At 48.3% G+C, this 18,654-nt stretch carries 32 protein-coding genes; 1 reads left to right on the top strand and 31 read right to left on the bottom strand.

Annotated elements, in window-relative coordinates; all coding sequences use genetic code 11:
- Window positions 1-158 precede the first annotated feature (158 nt).
- Entirely contained in the window at window positions 159-1,442 is a 1,284-nt protein-coding gene (eno, locus tag Q1K76_RS06095) for a phosphopyruvate hydratase (RefSeq protein ID WP_300131865.1), read from the bottom strand.
- A 211-nt stretch (window positions 1,443-1,653) separates the two neighbouring features.
- Between eno and Q1K76_RS06100 the strand changes: the two genes are divergently transcribed.
- The gene (locus tag Q1K76_RS06100) at window positions 1,654-3,519 is read left to right on the top strand and encodes a choice-of-anchor J domain-containing protein (RefSeq protein ID WP_300131867.1); all 1,866 of its coding nucleotides are present in this window, start codon (window positions 1,654-1,656) and stop codon (window positions 3,517-3,519) included.
- A 336-nt stretch (window positions 3,520-3,855) separates the two neighbouring features.
- Here Q1K76_RS06100 and rplQ read toward each other — a convergent pair whose 3' ends face one another.
- The 30 genes from rplQ to rpsJ all read right to left on the bottom strand — a co-directional run bounded on the left by rplQ (window position 3,856) and on the right by rpsJ (window position 18,635).
- Window positions 3,856-4,374 carry a 50S ribosomal protein L17 gene (gene rplQ, locus Q1K76_RS06105; protein ID WP_087408036.1) on the bottom strand — a complete coding sequence of 173 codons (519 nt, stop codon included), beginning with the start codon at window positions 4,372-4,374 and terminating at the stop codon, window positions 3,856-3,858.
- Between the two features lie 4 nt (window positions 4,375-4,378).
- Complete coding sequence (locus tag Q1K76_RS06110) at window positions 4,379-5,371, bottom strand: DNA-directed RNA polymerase subunit alpha (protein ID WP_087408035.1); 993 nt, start codon at window positions 5,369-5,371, stop codon at window positions 4,379-4,381.
- Window positions 5,372-5,379: 8 nt separating this feature from the next.
- Window positions 5,380-5,988, bottom strand: a complete 609-nt coding sequence (rpsD, locus tag Q1K76_RS06115; protein ID WP_087408034.1) for a 30S ribosomal protein S4 — start codon at window positions 5,986-5,988, stop codon at window positions 5,380-5,382.
- A 121-nt stretch (window positions 5,989-6,109) separates the two neighbouring features.
- Window positions 6,110-6,499: a 30S ribosomal protein S11 gene (gene rpsK / locus Q1K76_RS06120; RefSeq protein ID WP_087408033.1), complete on the bottom strand. Its 390-nt coding sequence runs from the start codon at window positions 6,497-6,499 to the stop codon at window positions 6,110-6,112.
- Window positions 6,500-6,508: 9 nt separating this feature from the next.
- A complete protein-coding gene (rpsM, locus tag Q1K76_RS06125; RefSeq protein WP_087408032.1) occupies window positions 6,509-6,889 on the bottom strand; it encodes a 30S ribosomal protein S13 in 381 nt (126 codons plus the stop codon).
- Window positions 6,890-6,927: 38 nt separating this feature from the next.
- Entirely contained in the window at window positions 6,928-7,044 is a 117-nt protein-coding gene (ykgO, locus tag Q1K76_RS06130) for a type B 50S ribosomal protein L36 (RefSeq protein WP_008862836.1), read from the bottom strand.
- 11 nt (window positions 7,045-7,055) lie between these two features.
- Window positions 7,056-7,274, bottom strand: a complete 219-nt coding sequence (gene infA / locus Q1K76_RS06135) for a translation initiation factor IF-1 (RefSeq protein ID WP_025278756.1) — start codon at window positions 7,272-7,274, stop codon at window positions 7,056-7,058.
- Window positions 7,275-7,283: 9 nt separating this feature from the next.
- Window positions 7,284-8,066, bottom strand: coding sequence for a type I methionyl aminopeptidase (map, locus tag Q1K76_RS06140; RefSeq protein WP_258326810.1), 783 nt, complete (start codon window positions 8,064-8,066; stop codon window positions 7,284-7,286).
- A 17-nt stretch (window positions 8,067-8,083) separates the two neighbouring features.
- Complete coding sequence (gene secY / locus Q1K76_RS06145) at window positions 8,084-9,406, bottom strand: preprotein translocase subunit SecY (protein ID WP_087408030.1); 1,323 nt, start codon at window positions 9,404-9,406, stop codon at window positions 8,084-8,086.
- 4 nt (window positions 9,407-9,410) lie between these two features.
- Entirely contained in the window at window positions 9,411-9,857 is a 447-nt protein-coding gene (gene rplO / locus Q1K76_RS06150) for a 50S ribosomal protein L15 (protein ID WP_087408029.1), read from the bottom strand.
- A 31-nt stretch (window positions 9,858-9,888) separates the two neighbouring features.
- The gene (gene rpmD / locus Q1K76_RS06155; protein ID WP_025278752.1) at window positions 9,889-10,065 is read right to left on the bottom strand and encodes a 50S ribosomal protein L30; all 177 of its coding nucleotides are present in this window, start codon (window positions 10,063-10,065) and stop codon (window positions 9,889-9,891) included.
- Between the two features lie 15 nt (window positions 10,066-10,080).
- Entirely contained in the window at window positions 10,081-10,599 is a 519-nt protein-coding gene (gene rpsE / locus Q1K76_RS06160) for a 30S ribosomal protein S5 (protein ID WP_025278751.1), read from the bottom strand.
- Window positions 10,600-10,604: 5 nt separating this feature from the next.
- Window positions 10,605-10,946, bottom strand: a complete 342-nt coding sequence (rplR, locus tag Q1K76_RS06165; protein WP_087408028.1) for a 50S ribosomal protein L18 — start codon at window positions 10,944-10,946, stop codon at window positions 10,605-10,607.
- A gap of 19 nt (window positions 10,947-10,965) precedes the next feature.
- Window positions 10,966-11,520 (bottom strand): 50S ribosomal protein L6, encoded by a 555-nt coding sequence (gene rplF, locus Q1K76_RS06170; protein WP_025278749.1) that lies wholly within the window; start codon window positions 11,518-11,520, stop codon window positions 10,966-10,968.
- A 19-nt stretch (window positions 11,521-11,539) separates the two neighbouring features.
- Window positions 11,540-11,935, bottom strand: coding sequence for a 30S ribosomal protein S8 (rpsH, locus tag Q1K76_RS06175; RefSeq protein ID WP_087408027.1), 396 nt, complete (start codon window positions 11,933-11,935; stop codon window positions 11,540-11,542).
- Between the two features lie 58 nt (window positions 11,936-11,993).
- The gene (gene rpsN / locus Q1K76_RS06180; RefSeq protein ID WP_008862846.1) at window positions 11,994-12,263 is read right to left on the bottom strand and encodes a 30S ribosomal protein S14; all 270 of its coding nucleotides are present in this window, start codon (window positions 12,261-12,263) and stop codon (window positions 11,994-11,996) included.
- 3 nt (window positions 12,264-12,266) lie between these two features.
- Window positions 12,267-12,824 carry a 50S ribosomal protein L5 gene (gene rplE / locus Q1K76_RS06185; protein ID WP_025278747.1) on the bottom strand — a complete coding sequence of 186 codons (558 nt, stop codon included), beginning with the start codon at window positions 12,822-12,824 and terminating at the stop codon, window positions 12,267-12,269.
- Window positions 12,824-13,144 (bottom strand): 50S ribosomal protein L24, encoded by a 321-nt coding sequence (gene rplX / locus Q1K76_RS06190; protein WP_025278746.1) that lies wholly within the window; start codon window positions 13,142-13,144, stop codon window positions 12,824-12,826. Before rplX ends, rplE begins: the two co-directional genes overlap by 1 nt.
- Window positions 13,145-13,165: 21 nt before the next feature.
- A complete protein-coding gene (gene rplN / locus Q1K76_RS06195; RefSeq protein WP_008862849.1) occupies window positions 13,166-13,531 on the bottom strand; it encodes a 50S ribosomal protein L14 in 366 nt (121 codons plus the stop codon).
- 2 nt (window positions 13,532-13,533) lie between these two features.
- Window positions 13,534-13,791 carry a 30S ribosomal protein S17 gene (rpsQ, locus tag Q1K76_RS06200; RefSeq protein WP_087408026.1) on the bottom strand — a complete coding sequence of 86 codons (258 nt, stop codon included), beginning with the start codon at window positions 13,789-13,791 and terminating at the stop codon, window positions 13,534-13,536.
- A gap of 17 nt (window positions 13,792-13,808) precedes the next feature.
- Window positions 13,809-14,006 carry a 50S ribosomal protein L29 gene (gene rpmC / locus Q1K76_RS06205; RefSeq protein WP_087408025.1) on the bottom strand — a complete coding sequence of 66 codons (198 nt, stop codon included), beginning with the start codon at window positions 14,004-14,006 and terminating at the stop codon, window positions 13,809-13,811.
- Between the two features lie 3 nt (window positions 14,007-14,009).
- Window positions 14,010-14,441 (bottom strand): 50S ribosomal protein L16, encoded by a 432-nt coding sequence (gene rplP / locus Q1K76_RS06210; protein WP_087408024.1) that lies wholly within the window; start codon window positions 14,439-14,441, stop codon window positions 14,010-14,012.
- 14 nt (window positions 14,442-14,455) lie between these two features.
- Window positions 14,456-15,181: a 30S ribosomal protein S3 gene (gene rpsC / locus Q1K76_RS06215; RefSeq protein ID WP_087408023.1), complete on the bottom strand. Its 726-nt coding sequence runs from the start codon at window positions 15,179-15,181 to the stop codon at window positions 14,456-14,458.
- A gap of 7 nt (window positions 15,182-15,188) precedes the next feature.
- A complete protein-coding gene (gene rplV, locus Q1K76_RS06220; protein WP_087408022.1) occupies window positions 15,189-15,599 on the bottom strand; it encodes a 50S ribosomal protein L22 in 411 nt (136 codons plus the stop codon).
- 44 nt (window positions 15,600-15,643) lie between these two features.
- Window positions 15,644-15,913: a 30S ribosomal protein S19 gene (gene rpsS, locus Q1K76_RS06225; protein WP_025278741.1), complete on the bottom strand. Its 270-nt coding sequence runs from the start codon at window positions 15,911-15,913 to the stop codon at window positions 15,644-15,646.
- 20 nt (window positions 15,914-15,933) lie between these two features.
- Window positions 15,934-16,758, bottom strand: coding sequence for a 50S ribosomal protein L2 (gene rplB / locus Q1K76_RS06230; RefSeq protein ID WP_087408021.1), 825 nt, complete (start codon window positions 16,756-16,758; stop codon window positions 15,934-15,936).
- Window positions 16,759-16,765: 7 nt separating this feature from the next.
- Window positions 16,766-17,056 (bottom strand): 50S ribosomal protein L23, encoded by a 291-nt coding sequence (gene rplW, locus Q1K76_RS06235; protein WP_087408020.1) that lies wholly within the window; start codon window positions 17,054-17,056, stop codon window positions 16,766-16,768.
- Window positions 17,057-17,073: 17 nt separating this feature from the next.
- Window positions 17,074-17,694 (bottom strand): 50S ribosomal protein L4, encoded by a 621-nt coding sequence (gene rplD / locus Q1K76_RS06240; RefSeq protein ID WP_087408019.1) that lies wholly within the window; start codon window positions 17,692-17,694, stop codon window positions 17,074-17,076.
- Window positions 17,694-18,308 carry a 50S ribosomal protein L3 gene (rplC, locus tag Q1K76_RS06245; RefSeq protein WP_025278737.1) on the bottom strand — a complete coding sequence of 205 codons (615 nt, stop codon included), beginning with the start codon at window positions 18,306-18,308 and terminating at the stop codon, window positions 17,694-17,696. Before rplC ends, rplD begins: the two co-directional genes overlap by 1 nt.
- A gap of 21 nt (window positions 18,309-18,329) precedes the next feature.
- The gene (rpsJ, locus tag Q1K76_RS06250) at window positions 18,330-18,635 is read right to left on the bottom strand and encodes a 30S ribosomal protein S10 (RefSeq protein ID WP_008862860.1); all 306 of its coding nucleotides are present in this window, start codon (window positions 18,633-18,635) and stop codon (window positions 18,330-18,332) included.
- Between the last annotated feature and the right edge of the window lie 19 nt (window positions 18,636-18,654).

Consider the following 18,654-nt stretch of genomic DNA (forward strand, 5'->3'; position numbering starts at 1 on the left):
TATATATTCCCTCCAAATTTTTTGACGACTTTTTTATGCTATAAAACATACTTTTCTCTCAACTCACCCATTTTCACTCCGTTACAAACAAACTTTTTTTCGCGATTTTTTGCGACTATGCCAAAAGCCTGCCTCCCCGGAACGAAAACAGAGCGGAATTAGACAATCGTTTTATAACCATATTGGGCTACGCTACCCAGCTCCTCCTCGATACGGAGCAGTTGATTGTATTTGGCCATGCGGTCGGAACGGCTGAGCGACCCGGTTTTTATCTGCCCGGCATTGGTCGCTACGGCAATATCGGCAATAGTGGCATCTTCGGTCTCGCCCGAACGGTGCGAGATGACAGCCGTGTACCCGTTGCGCTGCGCCAACTGTACGGCCCGAAGCGTCTCGGTAAGGGTGCCTATCTGATTAAATTTTACCAATATGGAGTTGGCGCAATGCTTGCGAATACCCTCGGCCAGGTAGTCGACATTGGTCACAAAGAGGTCGTCGCCTACGAGCTGACACTTGTCGCCAATCAAATCGGTGAGGAGACGCCAACCTTCCCAATCGTCTTCGCTCATGCCGTCCTCGATCGAGTCGATAGGATAGCGCATGATAAGGTCTTGCAGGTATTCGGCCTGCTGTTGAGTCGTGCGCTTGACACCTCCGGGTCCCTCGAAACGCGTATAGTCGTAGAATCCATCGACATAAAACTCGGACGACGCACAGTCGAGAGCAATGCGCACATCGCGCCCCGGCATATAGCCGGCCTGGTTCACGGCATCGAGTATGGTCTCGATGGCAGCCTCGGTACCCGGCAAGGCAGGGGCAAAGCCTCCTTCGTCGCCCACGGCGGTACTCAACCCTTTGCCATGCAGCACCTTCTTCAAGGCCTGGAACACCTCGGCCCCCATGCGCAACCCCTCCTTAAAAGAGGATGCCCCTACGGGACGAATCATAAACTCTTGAAAAGCAATAGGAGCATCGGAATGCGAGCCGCCGTTGATGATATTCATCATGGGGACGGGCATCACATAGGTATCGGCCCCACCGATATAACGATACAGAGGGATACCCAATTGAGCGGCAGCCGCTTTGGCCACAGCCAGGGAGACACCCAGGATGGCATTGGCTCCCAGCTTCGACTTCGAGGGGGTACCGTCGAGGTCGATCAGCTGCCGGTCGATACGACTCTGCTCGAAAGGGTCGGCCCCTTTGAGAGCTTTTGCAATCACATCGTTGACATGATGCACAGCCTTCTGCACACCTTTTCCACCATAGCGCGATTTATCGCCGTCGCGCAATTCGAGGGCCTCATGTGCCCCGGTCGATGCGCCCGAAGGAACAGCGGCACGGCCTCTAACACCCGAATCGAGCACTACATCGACCTCGACCGTGGGGTTACCTCGTGAATCGAGAATCTCCCGAGCTTGAATGTTTGCAATCTTTTCCATATCCATTTGATTTAATTGGTGATTTATACAGAACATTCCTTACTCTACTTTTCCCTATCGGAGGAGGACTGTTTAATAATTATTAACTATACGACAAAACCGTTTGGCGCTGCATGTATATACATTTGTAGAAAAGATGTGCAGATAGGCTTCAAATCCATTATACACTAAACCAAAATATCTTAATACTAACCCTTAAACCGTAAACTGTATGAAAATTCATCGCATGAAAATTTCTACACTTTTGCTATGTGCTACCTTCTCGCTGGCAACAGTTGCTCAACCGCAAGCCGCAACCGAACCAATAACACCGCCCTACGCGGAGAGTTTCGCTAACGATGCTTTCGTAAACGACTACACCATTGTCGATGTAAACAACGACGGAGTAACCTGGGGCCCCTATCTGGGATCGGTTCAAATCTCGTACAACTCGAATGAGGCCATGAATGACTGGCTGATAACCCCGGCTCTGGCCCTCGAAGGGGGAAAAATCTACAACTTCTCGATTGAAGTAATGACCGGAAACGGCTCTTACAACGAGAGCTTTGAGGTGATGTATGGCAAAGAGAATACTCCCGAATCCATGACCGAGACCATCATCGAAAAAATGCAGGTCGCACACACCGTCTACAAGAGTTACAGCGGCACCCTCTCACCGAGCGAAAGCGGTACCTACTATATCGGCATACACGGGTGCAGCGATGCCGATATGCTCTCGATCAGTCTGAAAAACCTGAGTGTGGGCGAAGCCAAAGGGGCCTCGGCTCCGGCTGCTCCGTCGGACTTGACAGCAACTACCCGCACCAATGGTGAGTTAAAGGCCGACATCGCCCTCACCGCCCCCACCCTCGACCTGAACGGCGATGCCCTCGAGAGCCTCGAGAGTGTTCGCCTCATGCGCAACGACAGCCTCATACACACCTTTGACTCCCCGGCTCCCGGAGCAGAACTTACCTATGTCGACGAAGTGCCCGAATGCTCGCGCTACACCTACTCGGCCATTGCCGTGAACGGTTCGGGCGAAAGTCCCGCCATCGAAACAAGCGCCTTCGTAGGAGTGCTGGAACCCTCCAATCCCACCGGAATCAGCCTGACCGAAGGGAGCAAACCGGGTGAGGTGATTCTGAAATGGACACCCGTTACCACCGACATCCGCAACAACACACTCGACCCGGCCTTCGTGACCTACCGCATCTACGGCGGCGACGGCCTGGCCACACTCCTGTTCGACGGTATTACCGGCGACTCCTATACCTTCCAGGCGACCGACGACGTGTCGACACAATCGTTTGTGCAATATGCCCTCGTAGCCGAGACCCGAGGCGGTATCTCAGACTTCATGAACTCCCCGTTGCTGCCTCTCGGTCCGGCCTATGCAACCCCGTTCGTCGAATCATTTGCCAACGGAACACCGGCTACTATCATAGGGCTTTACAGCGACAATCTGGCCACCTGGAAAGGATTTACCAACGAAACGGGCATCGAATCGCGAGATGGCGACAACGGCTTTTTCGGCTCGGAGGGCTCCTACCTGCAAGACTCGGCTACCTTCGTAACCGGCAAAATAGACTTGAGCGGTCTCGAAACTCCGACACTTACCTTCTATACCTACAATATCGTAGATGGTGAAGATCGCGACATCAATACGTTGAGGGTTTCTGCAATCGCCAACGGAACTGTACAGGAGGTAAAATCGTTCCAGATTTGCGACCTCGGCGACCAAGAGGGATGGCTGAAGGTAGAGGCTTCGCTCGAGGCTTACAAAAGCCAGACCATACAACTGGAGTTTACCTCGCTCCACGCACTCTATCCCTATATCTTTATCGACAACCTGCGCATCGACAACTATGGCGCCAGTGCTATCGAAACAGCCACATCGGCCTCGGTATTCATCGCCGGCGGCCAAGGCGAGATAATCATCGCCGGAGCCACCCACGAGCGCGTGGAGGTATTTACCATCGACGGCCACCTCGTGACCCAGCAGACGATAGCGGCTCCCGAATATCGCCTGCCGTTGACACCGGGCATCTACATAGCCCGTGTGGGACAAACTACGCAAAAGGTAATCGTGAAATAATCGATTGCAATCGGTCTCCGTGAGGGAGACCGATTCCGCCACAAAGGGCTGTACCTGCCGAACCGTTACGTCGGGGTGGTACAGCCCTTGTTTTAGTCCTATATCCGTAAGACCAATCACCCCAAAGCCGCCACCCAAACGTAGGCAAATGCCCCATACAACCGTCGAATGACCGCCAAATAATCCTATACAACAGCCTCTCCCCAAACCCGACAAGACTGTCTGCCCCTATCTCTACAGCCGTTTCCCGGACAAGCACTACCACCCCGACAGAAAAATAAAAAGCCCCCCGAACACTCGGAGAGCTTTTTACTATATAGCAATAAATCGATCCTCTTATTCTGCAGCTTTTTCCTCGGCAGCAGGGGCCTCGGCGGCCGGAGTTGCAGGAGCTTCAGCAGCGGGAGCAGCAGCCTCGGCAGCAGCAGGAGCGGCGCTCTTTTTCGAACGACGGGTACGAGTTGCTTTCTTAGCGGCTTTCTCTTTGAGCATGTTTTCGTTGTAGTCAACGAGCTCGATCATACAAGTAACGGCGTTGTCGCCCAAACGGTTGCCCGTTTTCAAGATACGGGTATATCCTCCGGGACGGTCGGCAATCTTAACCGAAATCTCTTTGAACAGTTCGGTAACAGCCTGTTTGCTCTGCAAGTAGCGGAATACTACACGACGCGAAGCGGTAGTATCTTCTTTGGCACGATTGATCAGGGGCTCGACATACATTCTCAGCGCTTTGGCTTTGGCCAACGTGGTGAAGATTCTTTTGTGGAGAATCAAAGAAGTAGCCATATTGGACAACATAGCGTCGCGGTGAGCTTTGGTACGACCCAAGTGGTTGAATTTCTTATTATGTCTCATCGTTTTACTCTTTATCTAATTTATATTTCGAGATATCCATTCCGAACGAAAGGTTCAAGTTGGCCAAGAGCTCATCGAGCTCGGTGAGCGATTTCTTACCGAAGTTGCGGAACTTCAACAAATCGGTTTTGTTGAATACCACCAGATCGCCAAGGGTCTCGACATCGGCCGACTTCAAGCAGTTGAGGGCGCGTACCGACAAGTCCATGTCGACCAGTTTGGTTTTGAGCAACTGGCGCATGTGCAATACTTCCTCGTCGAACTCTTCATTACCATCGGCATCGTTGGTCTCGAGCGTGATTTTCTCGTCAGAGAACAACATGAAGTGGTAAATCAAGATTTTGGCAGCCTCTTTCAACGCCTCTTTGGGGTGAATGGAACCATCGGTTGTAATCTCAAGAATCAGTTTTTCGTAGTCCGTTTTCTGTTCTACGCGGAAATTTTCAACAGAATATTTCACATTCCGAATCGGGGTATAGATCGAATCGATAGGAATTACATTCACATCGTCGGCGGGGTTGCGGTTCTCATCGGCGGGAACATAGCCACGGCCTTTGTTGATGGTGATATCTATTTGAAAACTTGCGCTTGAATCCAAATGGCAAATAACCAAATCGGGGTTCAAAACTTCGAAACCGGTAAGCGATTTACCGATGTCACCTGCCTTGAACACGTCCGTACCCGAAACAGTAATGGTTACTTTTTCATTCTCGATTTCTTCAACGACCTGTTTGAAACGAACCTTTTTGAGATTCAGAATCACGTTTGTCACGTCCTCGATCACACCGGGAATCGTAGAAAACTCATGCTTTACGCCATCGATACGAATCGACGTAATCGCAAAACCTTCAAGCGAGGAAAGGAGGATACGGCGCAAGGCGTTACCCACGGTAACACCGTAGCCGGGCTCCAACGGACGAAATTCGAATTTACCGAAAAAATTGTCCGCTTCCAGCATTAATACTTTATCGGGTTTTTGAAATGCTAATATCGCCATGGAATCAATTATTGTTTAGAATACAACTCAACGATCAACTGTTCTTTAATGTTTTCAGGGATATCGGCTCTTTCGGGCAAATGCAACAATTTACCGCTCTTCAAGCTCTCGTCCCACTCTAACCAAGGATATTTGCTGTGATTGAATCCAGCAAGTGCATCGGCTATAACCTCGAGCGATTTGGCTTTCTCACGAACGCCAACTACTTGACCCGGTTTTACCGAATACGACGGGATATTCACCACTTTGCCGTCGACAACAATGTGACGGTGCAGCACGAGCTGACGGGCAGCGGCACGCGTGGGGGCGATGCCCAAACGGAATACCACGTTGTCGAGACGAGCTTCGAGCAGTTGAAGGAGCACTTCACCCTTCACACCTTTGGTACGAGAAGCCTTCTCGAAGAGGTTTCTAAATTGTTTTTCCAATACACCGTAAGTGTATTTGGCTTTTTGCTTTTCACGAAGCTGAACGCCATACTCGGAAGTTTTTCTTCTCTTGTTGATGCCGTGTTGTCCCGGGGGATAGTTCTTTTTCGTAAGAACTTTATCGGGGCCAAAAATAGCTTCGCCAAATTTACGAGCGATTTTTGTTCTAGGTCCGGTATATCTTGCCATTTCTAAAATTTTTTAATTATTAAATATTGCGAACCGAGAAGAGTGCAGCCGCGATTGCAGAGAGGATTATTATGCAATCTTATTCACTGTTCGGGATTCTCTGTTTACAAATAAAGAAAAATTAAACTCTTCTTCTCTTAGGAGGACGACAACCATTGTGCGGCAGCGGAGTTACATCGATAATCTCGGTTACTTCGATACCAGCGCCATGAATAGTTCTTACAGCCGATTCACGACCGTTTCCGGGGCCTTTTACATAGGCTTTCACTTTCCTCAAGCCCAGGTCATAAGCCACTTTTGCACAATCTTGTGCGGCCATTTGAGCGGCGTAAGGAGTATTTTTCTTAGAGCCTCTGAAGCCCATTTTACCTGCCGACGACCACGAAATCACCTGACCTTCGCTGTTGGCAAGTGTTACAATAATGTTGTTGAACGAAGAATGGATATGGGCCTGGCCAACGGCATCAACCTTTACAACCCTCTTCTTTGCTGCGACTGTTTTTTTTGCCATACTTACTTATTATTTAGTAGCTTTTTTCTTATTTGCAACGGTTTTCTTTTTACCTTTACGCGTACGAGCGTTGTTCTTGGTGCTCTGGCCTCTCACAGGCAAACCGATACGGTGACGGATACCCCGGTAGCAACCGATGTCCATCAGACGTTTGATGTTCAGCTGTATTTCGGTACGAAGGTCACCCTCCACCTTATACTCGGTACTGATGATTTCACGTACTTTTGCCGACTGGTCGTCGGTCCAATCTTTCACTTTGATGTCTTTGTCAATGCCGGCTTTACTCAAAATGGAATTAGCCGCGCTACGACCGATACCATAGATATAGGTCAAGGCGATCTCTCCTCTCTTATTTTGCGGCAGGTCTACACCAACAATTCTTATTGCCATATATTAGAATCTTTTAATTTGCAAAAATAATAATAAATTTATCCTTGACGTTGTTTATACTTAGGATTTTTCTTGTTAATTACGTACAAACGGCCGTGTCTTCTCACGATCTTGCTATCGGGCGTACGTTTTTTCAATGATGCTCTTACTTTCATATTGTTGTTTTTTATTTATATCTAAAAGCAATTCTTCCTTTGGTCAAATCATAGGGCGACATTTCGATCCGCACCTTATCACCCGGGAGTATCTTGATGAAGTGCATACGCATCTTTCCCGAGATATGGGCGGTTATCTCATGCCCGTTTTCCAACTCTACGCGGAACATGGCATTCGACAATGCCTCCACGATTACACCATCTTGTTCTATTGCAGCTTGCTTCGCCATAAATTATAGTTAAATTGATTTGTCTCCTAAAACTTGCTCTACATATTCAAACGAAGAGAGTATATCGGCCTTCCCTCCTTTGATTGCTATCGTGTGCTCGAAGTGAGCAGCGGGTTTGCGATCGCGTGTGCGGGTGGTCCAACCGTCGCGCTCGATGACGATATTGCGTGAACCCAGGTTGATCATGGGCTCGATGGCAATACACATGCCGTTCTTGAGCAGCGGGCCGGTACCGGGACGTCCGTAATTGGGGACATTGGGCTCTTCGTGCAGGTGCTTGCCTACACCGTGTCCGCACAACTCCCTCACTACAGAATAACCACGAGCTTCGCAATAGGTTTGAATGGCATGGCCTATATCGCCTATGCGTTTTCCCTCGACAGCATGCTCGATACCCAGATAGAGCGACTCTTTGGTGGTCTTGAGCAGCTGTTTCACTTCGGGGGCAACCTCACCTACACAGAAGGTATAGGCCGAATCGCCGTTGAAGCCGTTTTTCACTACGCCGCAGTCGATCGACACGATGTCGCCCTCGCGCAGGGCGTAGCTGTTGGGAATGCCGTGTACAATTACCTCGTTGACCGAGATGCAAAGAGAGTTGGGATAGCCGGCGTAACCCAGGAACCCGGGTTCGGCCCCGTGATCCCGAATGAACTCCTCGGCTATCTTGTCGAGCCGGAGGGTGGTAATCCCGGGGGCTACCCACTTGGCCATTTCGCCCAGGGTCATGCCCACCAAGAGATTACTCTCCCGCATCAACTCTATCTCTTCGTCTGTTTTAAGATAAATCATTATCTATACTCCTTGTTTTAATAAGCTCCGCTACGACCTTTAATGCGGCCCGATTTCATCAGACCGTCGTAATGGCGCATCATCAAATGGCTTTCGATTTGTTGCAAAGTATCCAACACTACACCTACCAGAATGAGCAGCGACGTTCCGCCGAAGAACTGAGAGAACTCGGCGCTTACACCGCAAATCTGGGCAAAGGCCGGCATGATAGCCACGATAGCCAGGAAGATAGAACCGGGCAACGTGATTCTCGACATGATCGAGTCGAGGTAGTCGGCAGTCTTCTTACCGGGTTTCACACCGGGAATAAAGCCGTTGTTGCGTTTCATATCCTCGGCCATCTGCGTGGGTTGCACGGTGATTGCCGTATAGAAGTAGGTGAAGACGATGATAAGGAATGCAAACACGAAGTTATACCAGAATCCCGTCATCGACATGAACGATTGCCAGAACGAACTTGCGTTGGTCACGCTGAACCCGGCAATGGTGATGGGGATAAACATGATGGCCTGGGCAAAGATGATAGGCATCACACCGGCCGTGTTGACCTTCAAGGGGATATACTGGCGAGCGCCGCCGTACTGTTTGTTACCCACAATACGTTTGGCGTATTGTACGGGGACTTTCCGGGTGCCTTGTACGAGCAGAATTGCTGCGGCGATAACGGCCAGCAGGAAGACGATCTCGACCAGGAACATCACCAAACCACCTTGTTTCGAAGCCAGACGGCTGGTAAACTCGGCGGCGAAAGCCAGCGGCAGACGGGCGATGATACCGACCAGGATGATAAACGAAATACCGTTACCGATACCTTTGTCGGTGATACGTTCGCCCAGCCACATGATAAACATACTACCGGCAGCAAGCACGATTGTAGAAGAAACTATAAACAACCAACCGGAGGGGAATAAGGCCGAACCCATCTGTACTTTCAGGTTCACCAAGTAGGCGGGACCTTGCAGGAGCAGAATGATAACGGTCAAATAGCGGGTGTATTGGTTAAGTTTCGTACGACCGCTCTCGCCTTCGCGTTGCAGCTTCTGGAACGAGGGCATCACCATACCCAGCAATTGAATCACAATCGAGGCGGTGATATAAGGCATAATTCCCAAGGCAAAAATCGAAGCGTTGGAGAATGCACCTCCCGAAAACATATCGAGCAACTGCATCAGACCCTTGCTCGTCTGGTTGCGCAAGGCATCCAGATTGGCAGGATCGATACCCGGAAGCACGACGTATGACCCCACGCGGTATACCAGCACCAGCAGGATAGTGGTGATGATACGTTTGCGGAGGTCTTCGATTTTCCAAATGTTTTTTATAGTTTCTATTGCTCTCATTGTATTAGAGTTTGACTACTGTTCCACCTGCGGCAACGATAGCAGCTTCGGCAGTTTTGGAGAATGCGTGAGCGCAAACTTCCAATTTGGCCGTAAGAGCACCTTTACCAAGAATTTTCACTAACTGATTCGAAGAAATAAATCCGGCAGCCACAAGTGTTTCGATGTCGATCTTCTCCAATTTCTGGCTATCGGCCAGCGATTGCAGAGCCTCGAGGTTGATGCCTTTGTATTCTACACGATTTATATTCTTGAAGCCAAATTTCGGAACACGGCGTTGGAGAGGCATCTGACCACCCTCGAAACCGATTTTGCGTTTGTAACCCGAACGCGACTTTGCTCCTTTATGACCTCTGGTAGAAGTTCCACCCAAACCCGAACCCGGTCCGCGACCGATTCTCTTTCTTGTTTTGGTTGACCCTTCGGCGGGTTTTAAATTACTCAAGTCCATATTGTTACTTTTTTTTAATCGATGGATAAAATTACTCAACTACTTTCACCAGGTGTTTTACCTTCTCTACCATACCCAGGATTTGGGGGGTAGCGTCGTGTTCTACGACATGGTTGAGTTTTCTCAAGCCCAGTGCATCAAGTGTCTTCTTCTGTACAGCGGGGCAGTTGATGCGGCTCTTTACTTGTTTGATCTTTATCTTTTCCATTGCTTCTCCTCCGTATTAACCTTTAAAGACTTTTTCTACAGAGATACCTCTGTTTTGAGCTACGGTAGCCGCATCTCTCAGTTCGCACAAGGCAGCAATCGTGGCTTTCACCAGGTTGTGGGGGTTGGACGAACCTTTCGATTTGGCCAGCACGTCGGTAATACCTACGCTCTCAAGCACGGCACGCATGGCACCACCGGCCTTTACTCCGGTACCCGGAGAAGCAGGTTTGATATATACGAGGGCACCGCCGAATTTGGCCAGCTGATCGTGGGGGATGGTACCTTTGAGAACCGGTACTTTCACCAGGTTCTTCTTGGCAGCTTCCACACCTTTGGCGATTGCGGTAGTTACCTCGCTCGCTTTACCCAGGCCCCAGCCTACGATACCGGCTTCGTTGCCCACTACGACAATAGCCGAGAAGCTGAACGTACGGCCACCTTTGGTTACTTTCGTTACACGGTTGATGGCAACCAGACGGTCTTTCAACTCGATGTCGTTTGTCGATTTTACTCTATTTATTTTTCCTGTCATGACGATTAAAATTTAAGGCCACCGTTGCGGGCAGCATCAGCTAATTCTTTTACTCTCCCATGATACAGGTAACCGTTGCGGTCAAATACAACCGTGGTAATACCGGCTTCCTGTGCTTTCTTGGCGATAGCTTCACCTACCTTGGCAGCCATCTCTTTTTTGGGAGCGGCTTCCATGCCTCTGGACGAGGCGGCGGCAAGAGTTCTGCCGGTGAGGTCATCGACCAATTGCACATATATTTGCTTATTGCTTCTAAACACCGTCATACGGGGACGCTCGGCCGTGCCGGAAACTTTACCGCGTATGCGGGTTTTGATTTTGAGTCTTCTTTCTATCTTCGTTGTCATGATAATACCTGTTTAATGATTATTTGGCACCTGCCGATTTACCCGATTTTCTACGGATTACCTCGCCAACGAACTTGATACCTTTACCCTTGTAAGGTTCGGGCTTGCGCAGCGAACGAATCTTGGCACATACCTGGCCGATCAGTTGCTTGTCGCACGATTCGAGAATAATCAACGGGTTTTTGTTTCTCTCCGATTTGGCTTCTACCTTGATTTCGGCAGGAAGTCTCAAGAAGATGGCGTGCGAGTAGCCCAGCGAGAGCTCGAGCACCTGGCCTTGGCTTTGGGCACGGTAGCCTACGCCCACCAGTTCCATCTCTTTCTTATACCCTTCGGAAACACCTACCACCATGTTGTGGATAAGAGCACGGTAGAGACCGTGGAGGGCACGGGTTTGTTTCTCATCATTAGGCCGGGTCACGTGGATAGCCCCGTCTACCATTTCAACTTTAATTTCGGGCGATACGGTCTGCGACAGCTCCCCTTTGGGTCCTTTTACCTTTACCTCATTTCCGGAGATAGTAACGGTAACTCCGGCGGGTACTACTATGGGCAATTTTCCTATTCTTGACATAATATATACCTCCTTTTAATTAGTAAATGTAACATAATACCTCACCGCCGATCTTCAGGTCGCTGGCCTCTTTGTTGGTCATCACGCCTTTCGAGGTGGAGAGAATTGCAATACCCAAACCGTTCAATACACGCGGCATGTCTTTGTAGCCGGTATAACGGCGCAAACCCGGACTCGATACACGAATCAGCTTTTGGATTGCGCTCACTTTGTTTACGGGGTCGTACTTCAAGGCAATCTTGATGGTGCCTCGGGGACCGTCTTCTACAAACTTGTAATTGAGAATGTAGCCTTTTTCAAAAAGGATTTTCGTGATTTCTTTTTTCAATCTCGAGGAAGGCACTTCAACTACTCTGTGATGAGCTTTGATGGCGTTTCTCAATCTTGTCAGATAATCTGCTATTGGATCTGTCATATAAAAATTTGTTTAAATTGATCCGGAGTCTCCGGACAATATTTAACACTAAAAATAATTACCAGCTTGCTTTCTTTACACCCGGGATAAGACCTGCCGAAGCCATTTCGCGGAATTGTATACGGGAAATCCCAAACTGACGGATGTATCCTTTGGGACGACCGGTGATCTTGCAACGGTTGTGCAGACGTACACGCGATGCGTTTTTCGGCAGCAGTTGAAGGGCCTCGTAATTGCCTTCTGCCTTGAGTTGTTTTTTCTTTTCGGCATATTTGGCAACCAGCTTGGCTCTCTTCACTTCACGAGCTTTCATCGATTCTTTTGCCATATCTTAGTCTTTTTTTGCGTTTTTAAAAGGTAAGCCAAATGCTTTGAGAAGAGCATACCCTTCCTCGTCGGTTTTGGCTGAGGTTACAAAGGTAATATTCATTCCCATAATTTTGGTAATACTATCGATATTTATTTCAGGGAAAATGATTTGCTCCTGAATTCCGAGGGTGTAGTTGCCTCGTCCATCGAGTTTGCTTTCGATACCTTTGAAGTCGCGGATACGGGGAAGAGACACGCGTACCAGACGCTCCAGGAACTCGTACATGCGCTCGTGACGGAGGGTTACCATCACACCGATGGGCATCTTCTTACGCAGCTTGAAATTCGAGATATCCTTGCGCGAGAGGGTTGCCACTGCTTTCTGACCGGTGATGGCCGTCAACTCGTTGATGGCGGTTTCGATGATTTTCTTGTCGGCCGTTGCTTCGCCAAGACCTTGATTGATCACGATCTTTTTCAAAACAGGCACCTGCATGATCGACGAGTAGTTGAACTCCTTCTGCAAGGCGGGCACGATTCTTTCAAGATATTCTTTCTTCAGATTTGCGGTGTTGTTCATTACTTAATCTCCTCTCCTGATTTTTTGGAATAACGTACTGAAACGCCTGCTTCATTTTTCTTCCGGCCGATACGGGTAGCTTTTCCGCTCTTCGGATCCAGAGGATTCAAGTTCGAAATATGAATAGGAGCTTCTTTCTTCACTATACCTCCCTGGGGGTTTTTGGCATTGGGTTTGGTACTCTTCGATACCATGTTGATACCTTCTACGATGGCACGTTGCTCTTTTACCAACACGCTCAGTACACGACCGGTCTTGCCTTTGTCTTCACCGGCGTTTACATAGACTGTATCTCCCTTTTTGATATGTAACTTGCTCATTTAATCTTTCGCTTTATTCGATTAAAGTACTTCGGGTGCCAACGACACGATTTTCATATTTACGGCACGCAGCTCACGGGCTACCGGGCCAAAGATACGGCTACCGCGCAACTCACCCGCATTGTTCAACAATACACAGGCATTGTCGTCGAAGCGGATATACGAGCCGTCTTGACGACGGATTTCCTTTTTCGTGCGCACGATAATGGCTTTCGATACGGCGCCTTTTTTCACATCGCTCGAGGGGATAGCGCTTTTGATCGCTACGACAATCACGTCGCCTACCGACGCATAGCGACGGCCGGTACCACCCAACACGCGAATACAAAGAGCTTCCTTAGCTCCGCTGTTATCAGCTACTGTAAGTCTTGATTCTTGTTGTATCATAATTACTTAGCTCTTTCGATGATTTCTACTACTCTCCATCTCTTTGTTTTGCTCAAAGGACGAGTCTCCATCAGCCGCACGGTATCACCGATGTTGCATTCGTTCTTCTCGTCATGAGCATGGTATTTCTTCGTCTTGTTCACGAATTTACCATAGATCGGGTGTTTCTCTTTCCATTTCACGGTCACGGTAACCGTCTTTTCCATCTTGTTGCTGGAAACCACACCGACTCTCTCTTTTCTTAAATTTCTACTTTCCATCTTAGATATGTGGCTGATTATTTTTTATTAAGTTCACGTTTGCGCAACTCGGTTTTCATGCGCGCAATCATCCTGCGTTCGTGAGTTATTTTAGCAGGACTGTCCAACGGCGAGATGCTGTGGTTGATCTCCATCTGGTTGAGTGCGGCTACGGCTGCATCCAATCTCTCTTGCAATTCCTTGGAGCCTAATTCTTTTACTTCTGCTTTTTTCATAACTTACACATTTTGACTGGCGTCGTAGTCACGACGAACAACGAACTTAGTAGTAATCGGGAGTTTCTGGGCACCCAGGCGCAGAGCCTCCTTGGCGATCTCATAAGGTACACCCTCTACCTCGATAATAACACGACCCGGCGTGATGGGGAATACGAATCCCTCGGGATTACCTTTACCTTTACCCATACGTACATCGGCCGGCTTCTTAGTAATAGGTTTATCGGGAAATATACGGATCCAAATCTGACCTTGACGTTGCATGTAACGTGTTACAGCAACACGAGCGGCCTCGATTTGACGACCTGTAATCCATTTCGTATCTAACGACTTGATGCCGAAAGAGCCGAAAGCCAGCTGGTTGCCTCTTTGGGCATTGCCCTTTTGGCGACCTTTTTGCTGTCTTCTGAATTTAGTTTTTTTCGGTTGTAACATAGTTCAATTTTCGTTTAGCGGTTAGTTTTGGGTTTTCTGAAGCCCTTTTTCGGTCCTCCGTTTCCACCACGTGCCTCTTTGGCGTTGTTGGTGAACGCGGGAGCCAGGTCTTTCTTTCCGTAGATTTCGCCACGGCAGATCCAAACCTTGATACCGATGATGCCTACTTTCGTAAGAGCTTCTACCAAGGCATAGTCAATATCGGCACGCAATGTGTGCAGGGGGGTTCTTCCCTCTTTGTACATTTCGGAACGAGCCATTTCGGCACCGTTCAAACGACCCGACACTTGTACTTTGATACCCTCGGCGCCCATGCGCATCGTCGAAGCGATGGCCATCTTCACGGCACGACGGTAAGCGATTTTGCCTTCGATCTGGCGAGCGATGTTGCTGGCCACGATTTCGGCGTCGAGTTCGGGGCGTTTTACCTCGTAGATATTGATCTGTACGTCCTTGTCGGTAATCTTCTTCAACTCTTCCTTGAGCTTGTCTACCTCTTGACCGCCTTTACCGATGATCAGACCCGGACGAGCCGTGCACACGGTAATAGTGATCAACTTCAACGTACGTTCTATAACTATGCGTGAAACGCTGGCTTTTGCAAGACGGGCATTCAAATACTTCCGGATCTTGCTGTCTTCCAACAACCTGTCACCATAGTTTTTACCGCCATACCAATTGGAATCCCAACCTCTGATGATTCCCAAACGGTTACTTATCGGATTTACTTTCTGTCCCATCCAGCAATTAGTTTTTGTTATTGTTTTTATTTATTGTATCGACAAACAATGTTACGTGATTCGAACGTTTGCGAATCCGGTAACCTCGTCCTTGCGGAGCCGGACGAAGACGCTTCAACATTGCTGCGCAATCTACATAGATTGTCGAGATGTACAGTTCTCCGCTTTCGGCCTTGCGCTCGTTCTTTTGCTCCCAGTTGGCAATGGCCGAACGCAACAGTTTTTCCAGTCTTTGCGAAGCTTCCTTGTTCGAGAACTTCAATACGCCCAAGGCTTTGAATACCTCCATACCTCTTACCATATCGGCTACCAAGCGCATTTTACGGGGAGAGGTAGGAACATTGTTCAACTTGGCGAAATATTGAGTTTTCAGAGCTTCCTTCCTTCTATTGGCTGATTCTCTTTTTCTTGCACCCATTTTTCAATTCTTTAATTGTATTAAAACTCGCATTCCCTCAGGCCTTATTTTTTCTTGTTACCTGCATGGCCGCGGAATGTACGCGTAGGAGCAAACTCGCCGAGCTTGTGGCCTACCATGTTTTCGGTAACATATACGGGAATAAATTTATTACCATTGTGTACTGCAAAAGTATGCCCTACGAATTCGGGTGAAATCATAGATGCACGCGACCATGTTTTGATCACAGACTTTTTGCCTGATGCCTCCATGGCGGCAACTTTTTTATCCAGCTTCACACTGATATATGGGCCTTTTTTTAATGAACGACTCATGTTGTTGTCAATTTATCAGATTACTTTTTCCTTCTTTCAATTATATACTTCGAAGAGTGTTTCTTCGGAGCTCTGGTCTTCAAACCTTTTGCATACAAGCCTTTTCTCGATCTGGGGTGTCCACCTGATGCACGACCTTCACCACCACCCATCGGGTGATCTACAGGGTTCATCACGACACCACGGTTGCGAGGACGACGGCCCAACCAGCGCGAGCGTCCGGCTTTACCCGAGCGTTCGAGGGCGTGATCCGAGTTTCCTACGCTGCCGATCGTGGCTTTACAGGTTGCGAGGATTTTTCTGGTTTCTCCAGAAGGTAATTTGATAATTGCATAATCGCCTTCTCTCGAAGTCAACTGAGCAAACGTGCCGGCCGAGCGAACCAGGAAGGCTCCTTGACCCGGACGCAACTCGATGTTGTGAATAACAGTACCGATAGGTATGTTTTTCAAGGGCAACGCATTTCCTACCTCAGGAGCTGCATTTTCGCCAGACATCAAGGTTGCTCCAACTTCCAAGCCGTTGGGTGCAATAATGTAACGTTTTTCACCGTCTGCATAGAACAAGAGAGCGATACGGGCCGAACGGTTCGGGTCGTATTCGATCGTCTTTACAGTAGCGGGTACACCGTCTTTGTTTCTCTTGAAGTCGATCAATCTGTATTTTCTCTTGTGACCGCCGCCAATGTAGCGCATCGTCAGATGCCCTTCATTGTTACGACCACCCGATTTTCTGACACCTCTTACAAGAGATTTTTCTGGCGCGCTAGCAGTGATATTATCAAATGCACCAATAACTTTGTGTCTTTGCCCCGGTGTTGTGGGCTTTAATTTTCTTACTGCCATTGTTTAATTAGATATTGCTATAAAAATCAATAGTTTCTCCTTCTTTCAATGTAACCAAGGCTTTCTTATAAGCGGCCGTCTTACCCGAGATGAGACCGGTCTTGGTGTAGCGGCTTTTGTTTTTGCCACGATAGTTCATCGTGTTTACCGATACGACCGTCACGTTGTACATCGCTTCTACGGCTTTCTTGATTTGCAACTTGTCGGCCTTCGGGTCCACACGGAAACCATAGCGATTGTATTTCTCGCCCATGGCCGTCATTTTCTCTGTTACGATAGGTTTAATAATAATTCCCATATTTAAGCCTCCTTACATCAAAAGTTATTGATAGCGGCTACCGTGCTCTCCGTCAAAATCAAAGCCTTGTTGTCCAATACTTTGTAGGTGTTGAGCTCCGAAACCGTTACCACATTTGTTCCCGTAAGATTACGGGCCGACAAATATACGTTTTTATTTTGTTCCGATAAAACCAAAAGTGACTTTTTATCAGCAACTTGCAAATTTTTCAGCAAGTTTACGAATTCCTTGGTCTTGGGGGCATCGAAAGAGAAGTCCTCTACCACTACGATGGCATTCTCCTGAGCCTTGTAAGTCAATGCCGACTTGCGGGCGAGTTCTTTCACTTTCTTGTTCAGTTTGAAACGGTAGTCACGGGGTTTGGGACCGAATACACGACCACCACCGATCATAACCGGCGAGTTGATATCACCGCTACGAGCGCCGCCCGTTCCTTTTTGTCTTTTCAGTTTGCGGGTACTACCCGATACTTCGCTTCTTTCTTTGGATTTGTGAGTTCCTTGACGCAGGTTGGCCAAGTATTGTTTCACATCGAGATATACGGCGTGATCGTTGGGCTTGATTCCGAATACGGAGTCGTCCAGAACAACCTTCTTACCGGTGTCCTCACCTTTAATGTTATATACGCTCAGTTCCATTATTTCTCAATTATTACGATTGAACCTTTACTGCCCGGTACCGATCCTTTGATGAGCAAAAGATTGTGCTCGGGTATTACTTTTAACACTTGAAGGTTTTGCACGGTTACACGGCTGTTACCCATCTGGCCGGCCATACGAGTACCCTTGAACACACGGGCAGGATACGAACATGCACCGATAGAACCGGGGGCACGCAAGCGGTTGTGCTGACCGTGAGTGGTCTGGCCTACACCGCCGAAACCATGACGCTTAACTACACCTTGGAAACCTTTACCTTTTGATACGCCGATTACATCTACGTAATCCGCACCTTCAAACAAATCGACGGCAATCGTGTCGCCCAATTTGTATTCGGTATCGAATTTGAACTCGGCCAAGTGTCTCTTGGGCGTTACGCCTGCTTTCTTGAAATGGCCGGCTTCGGGCTTCGTAGTGTGTTTATCTTTCTTGTCGATAAAACCTACTTGTACTGCCTCGTAACCATCCTTTTCAACGGTTTTGATTTGCGTAACCACGCAAGGACCAACTTCGATAACAGTGCATGGTACATTTTTACCCTCGGCACTGAAAACGGATGTCATTCCGATTTTTTTTCCTAATAATCCTGGCATTTCTACTTAATTTTTGTTGAATCACACTTTAATTTCTACATCCACGCCGCTGGGCAACTCCAATTTCATCAAGGCGTCTACGGTCTTGGCCGTCGAGCTGTAGATGTCGATAAGACGCTTGAACGAAGACAACTCGAATTGCTCTCTCGATTTCTTGTTTACGAAAGTCGAGCGGTTTACCGTGAAGATACGTTTGTGAGTAGGAAGAGGAATAGGCCCGCTCACTACTGCGCCCGTAGCTTTCACCGTCTTTACGATTTTCTCGGCCGACTTGTCAACCAAGTTGTGGTCGTAAGACTTCAATTTAATTCTGATTTTTTGGCTCATATTGATATTTGATGGTTTA

The organism is uncultured Barnesiella sp. (assembly GCF_946496565.1).
GTDB classification, from domain to species: domain Bacteria; phylum Bacteroidota; class Bacteroidia; order Bacteroidales; family Barnesiellaceae; genus Barnesiella; species Barnesiella merdigallinarum.

Excerpts from the sequence above, each read along its gene's own strand:
- rplO (WP_087408029.1), bottom strand. The coding sequence starts at position 9,857 with ATGGACTTGAGTAATTTAAAACCCGCCGAAGGGTCAACCAAAACAAGA.
- rplE (WP_025278747.1), bottom strand. The coding sequence starts at position 12,824 with ATGAACAACACCGCAAATCTGAAGAAAGAATATCTTGAAAGAATCGTG.
- map (WP_258326810.1), bottom strand. The coding sequence starts at position 8,066 with ATGATTTATCTTAAAACAGACGAAGAGATAGAGTTGATGCGGGAGAGT.
- rplF (WP_025278749.1), bottom strand. The coding sequence starts at position 11,520 with ATGTCAAGAATAGGAAAATTGCCCATAGTAGTACCCGCCGGAGTTACC.
- rpsS (WP_025278741.1), bottom strand. The coding sequence starts at position 15,913 with ATGAGTCGTTCATTAAAAAAAGGCCCATATATCAGTGTGAAGCTGGAT.
- rpsC (WP_087408023.1), bottom strand. The coding sequence starts at position 15,181 with ATGGGACAGAAAGTAAATCCGATAAGTAACCGTTTGGGAATCATCAGA.
- rplV (WP_087408022.1), bottom strand. The coding sequence starts at position 15,599 with ATGGGTGCAAGAAAAAGAGAATCAGCCAATAGAAGGAAGGAAGCTCTG.
- infA (WP_025278756.1), bottom strand. The coding sequence starts at position 7,274 with ATGGCGAAGCAAGCTGCAATAGAACAAGATGGTGTAATCGTGGAGGCA.
- rplW (WP_087408020.1), bottom strand. The coding sequence starts at position 17,056 with ATGGGAATTATTATTAAACCTATCGTAACAGAGAAAATGACGGCCATG.
- rpsK (WP_087408033.1), bottom strand. The coding sequence starts at position 6,499 with ATGGCAAAAAAAACAGTCGCAGCAAAGAAGAGGGTTGTAAAGGTTGAT.
- rplQ (WP_087408036.1), bottom strand. The coding sequence starts at position 4,374 with ATGAGACATAATAAGAAATTCAACCACTTGGGTCGTACCAAAGCTCAC.
- rpmC (WP_087408025.1), bottom strand. The coding sequence starts at position 14,006 with ATGAAAAAAGCAGAAGTAAAAGAATTAGGCTCCAAGGAATTGCAAGAG.
- Q1K76_RS06110 (WP_087408035.1), bottom strand. The coding sequence starts at position 5,371 with ATGGCGATATTAGCATTTCAAAAACCCGATAAAGTATTAATGCTGGAA.
- rplC (WP_025278737.1), bottom strand. The coding sequence starts at position 18,308 with ATGCCAGGATTATTAGGAAAAAAAATCGGAATGACATCCGTTTTCAGT.
- rplD (WP_087408019.1), bottom strand. The coding sequence starts at position 17,694 with ATGGAACTGAGCGTATATAACATTAAAGGTGAGGACACCGGTAAGAAG.
- rpsJ (WP_008862860.1), bottom strand. The coding sequence starts at position 18,635 with ATGAGCCAAAAAATCAGAATTAAATTGAAGTCTTACGACCACAACTTG.
- rpsN (WP_008862846.1), bottom strand. The coding sequence starts at position 12,263 with ATGGCAAAAGAATCGATGAAAGCTCGTGAAGTGAAGAGAGCCAAGCTG.
- rpmD (WP_025278752.1), bottom strand. The coding sequence starts at position 10,065 with ATGGAAAAGATAAAGATCAAACAAGTAAAGAGCCGCATCAACTGCCCC.
- rpsM (WP_087408032.1), bottom strand. The coding sequence starts at position 6,889 with ATGGCAATAAGAATTGTTGGTGTAGACCTGCCGCAAAATAAGAGAGGA.
- secY (WP_087408030.1), bottom strand. The coding sequence starts at position 9,406 with ATGAGAGCAATAGAAACTATAAAAAACATTTGGAAAATCGAAGACCTC.
- rpsE (WP_025278751.1), bottom strand. The coding sequence starts at position 10,599 with ATGACAGGAAAAATAAATAGAGTAAAATCGACAAACGACATCGAGTTG.
- Q1K76_RS06100 (WP_300131867.1), top strand. The coding sequence starts at position 1,654 with ATGAAAATTCATCGCATGAAAATTTCTACACTTTTGCTATGTGCTACC.
- rplP (WP_087408024.1), bottom strand. The coding sequence starts at position 14,441 with ATGTTACAACCGAAAAAAACTAAATTCAGAAGACAGCAAAAAGGTCGC.
- rpsD (WP_087408034.1), bottom strand. The coding sequence starts at position 5,988 with ATGGCAAGATATACCGGACCTAGAACAAAAATCGCTCGTAAATTTGGC.
- rplB (WP_087408021.1), bottom strand. The coding sequence starts at position 16,758 with ATGGCAGTAAGAAAATTAAAGCCCACAACACCGGGGCAAAGACACAAA.
- rplX (WP_025278746.1), bottom strand. The coding sequence starts at position 13,144 with ATGAGCAAGTTACATATCAAAAAGGGAGATACAGTCTATGTAAACGCC.
- rplR (WP_087408028.1), bottom strand. The coding sequence starts at position 10,946 with ATGACAACGAAGATAGAAAGAAGACTCAAAATCAAAACCCGCATACGC.
- ykgO (WP_008862836.1), bottom strand. The coding sequence starts at position 7,044 with ATGAAAGTAAGAGCATCATTGAAAAAACGTACGCCCGATAGCAAGATC.
- rplN (WP_008862849.1), bottom strand. The coding sequence starts at position 13,531 with ATGATACAACAAGAATCAAGACTTACAGTAGCTGATAACAGCGGAGCT.
- rpsH (WP_087408027.1), bottom strand. The coding sequence starts at position 11,935 with ATGACAGATCCAATAGCAGATTATCTGACAAGATTGAGAAACGCCATC.
- rpsQ (WP_087408026.1), bottom strand. The coding sequence starts at position 13,791 with ATGGAAAGTAGAAATTTAAGAAAAGAGAGAGTCGGTGTGGTTTCCAGC.
- eno (WP_300131865.1), bottom strand. The coding sequence starts at position 1,442 with ATGGAAAAGATTGCAAACATTCAAGCTCGGGAGATTCTCGATTCACGA.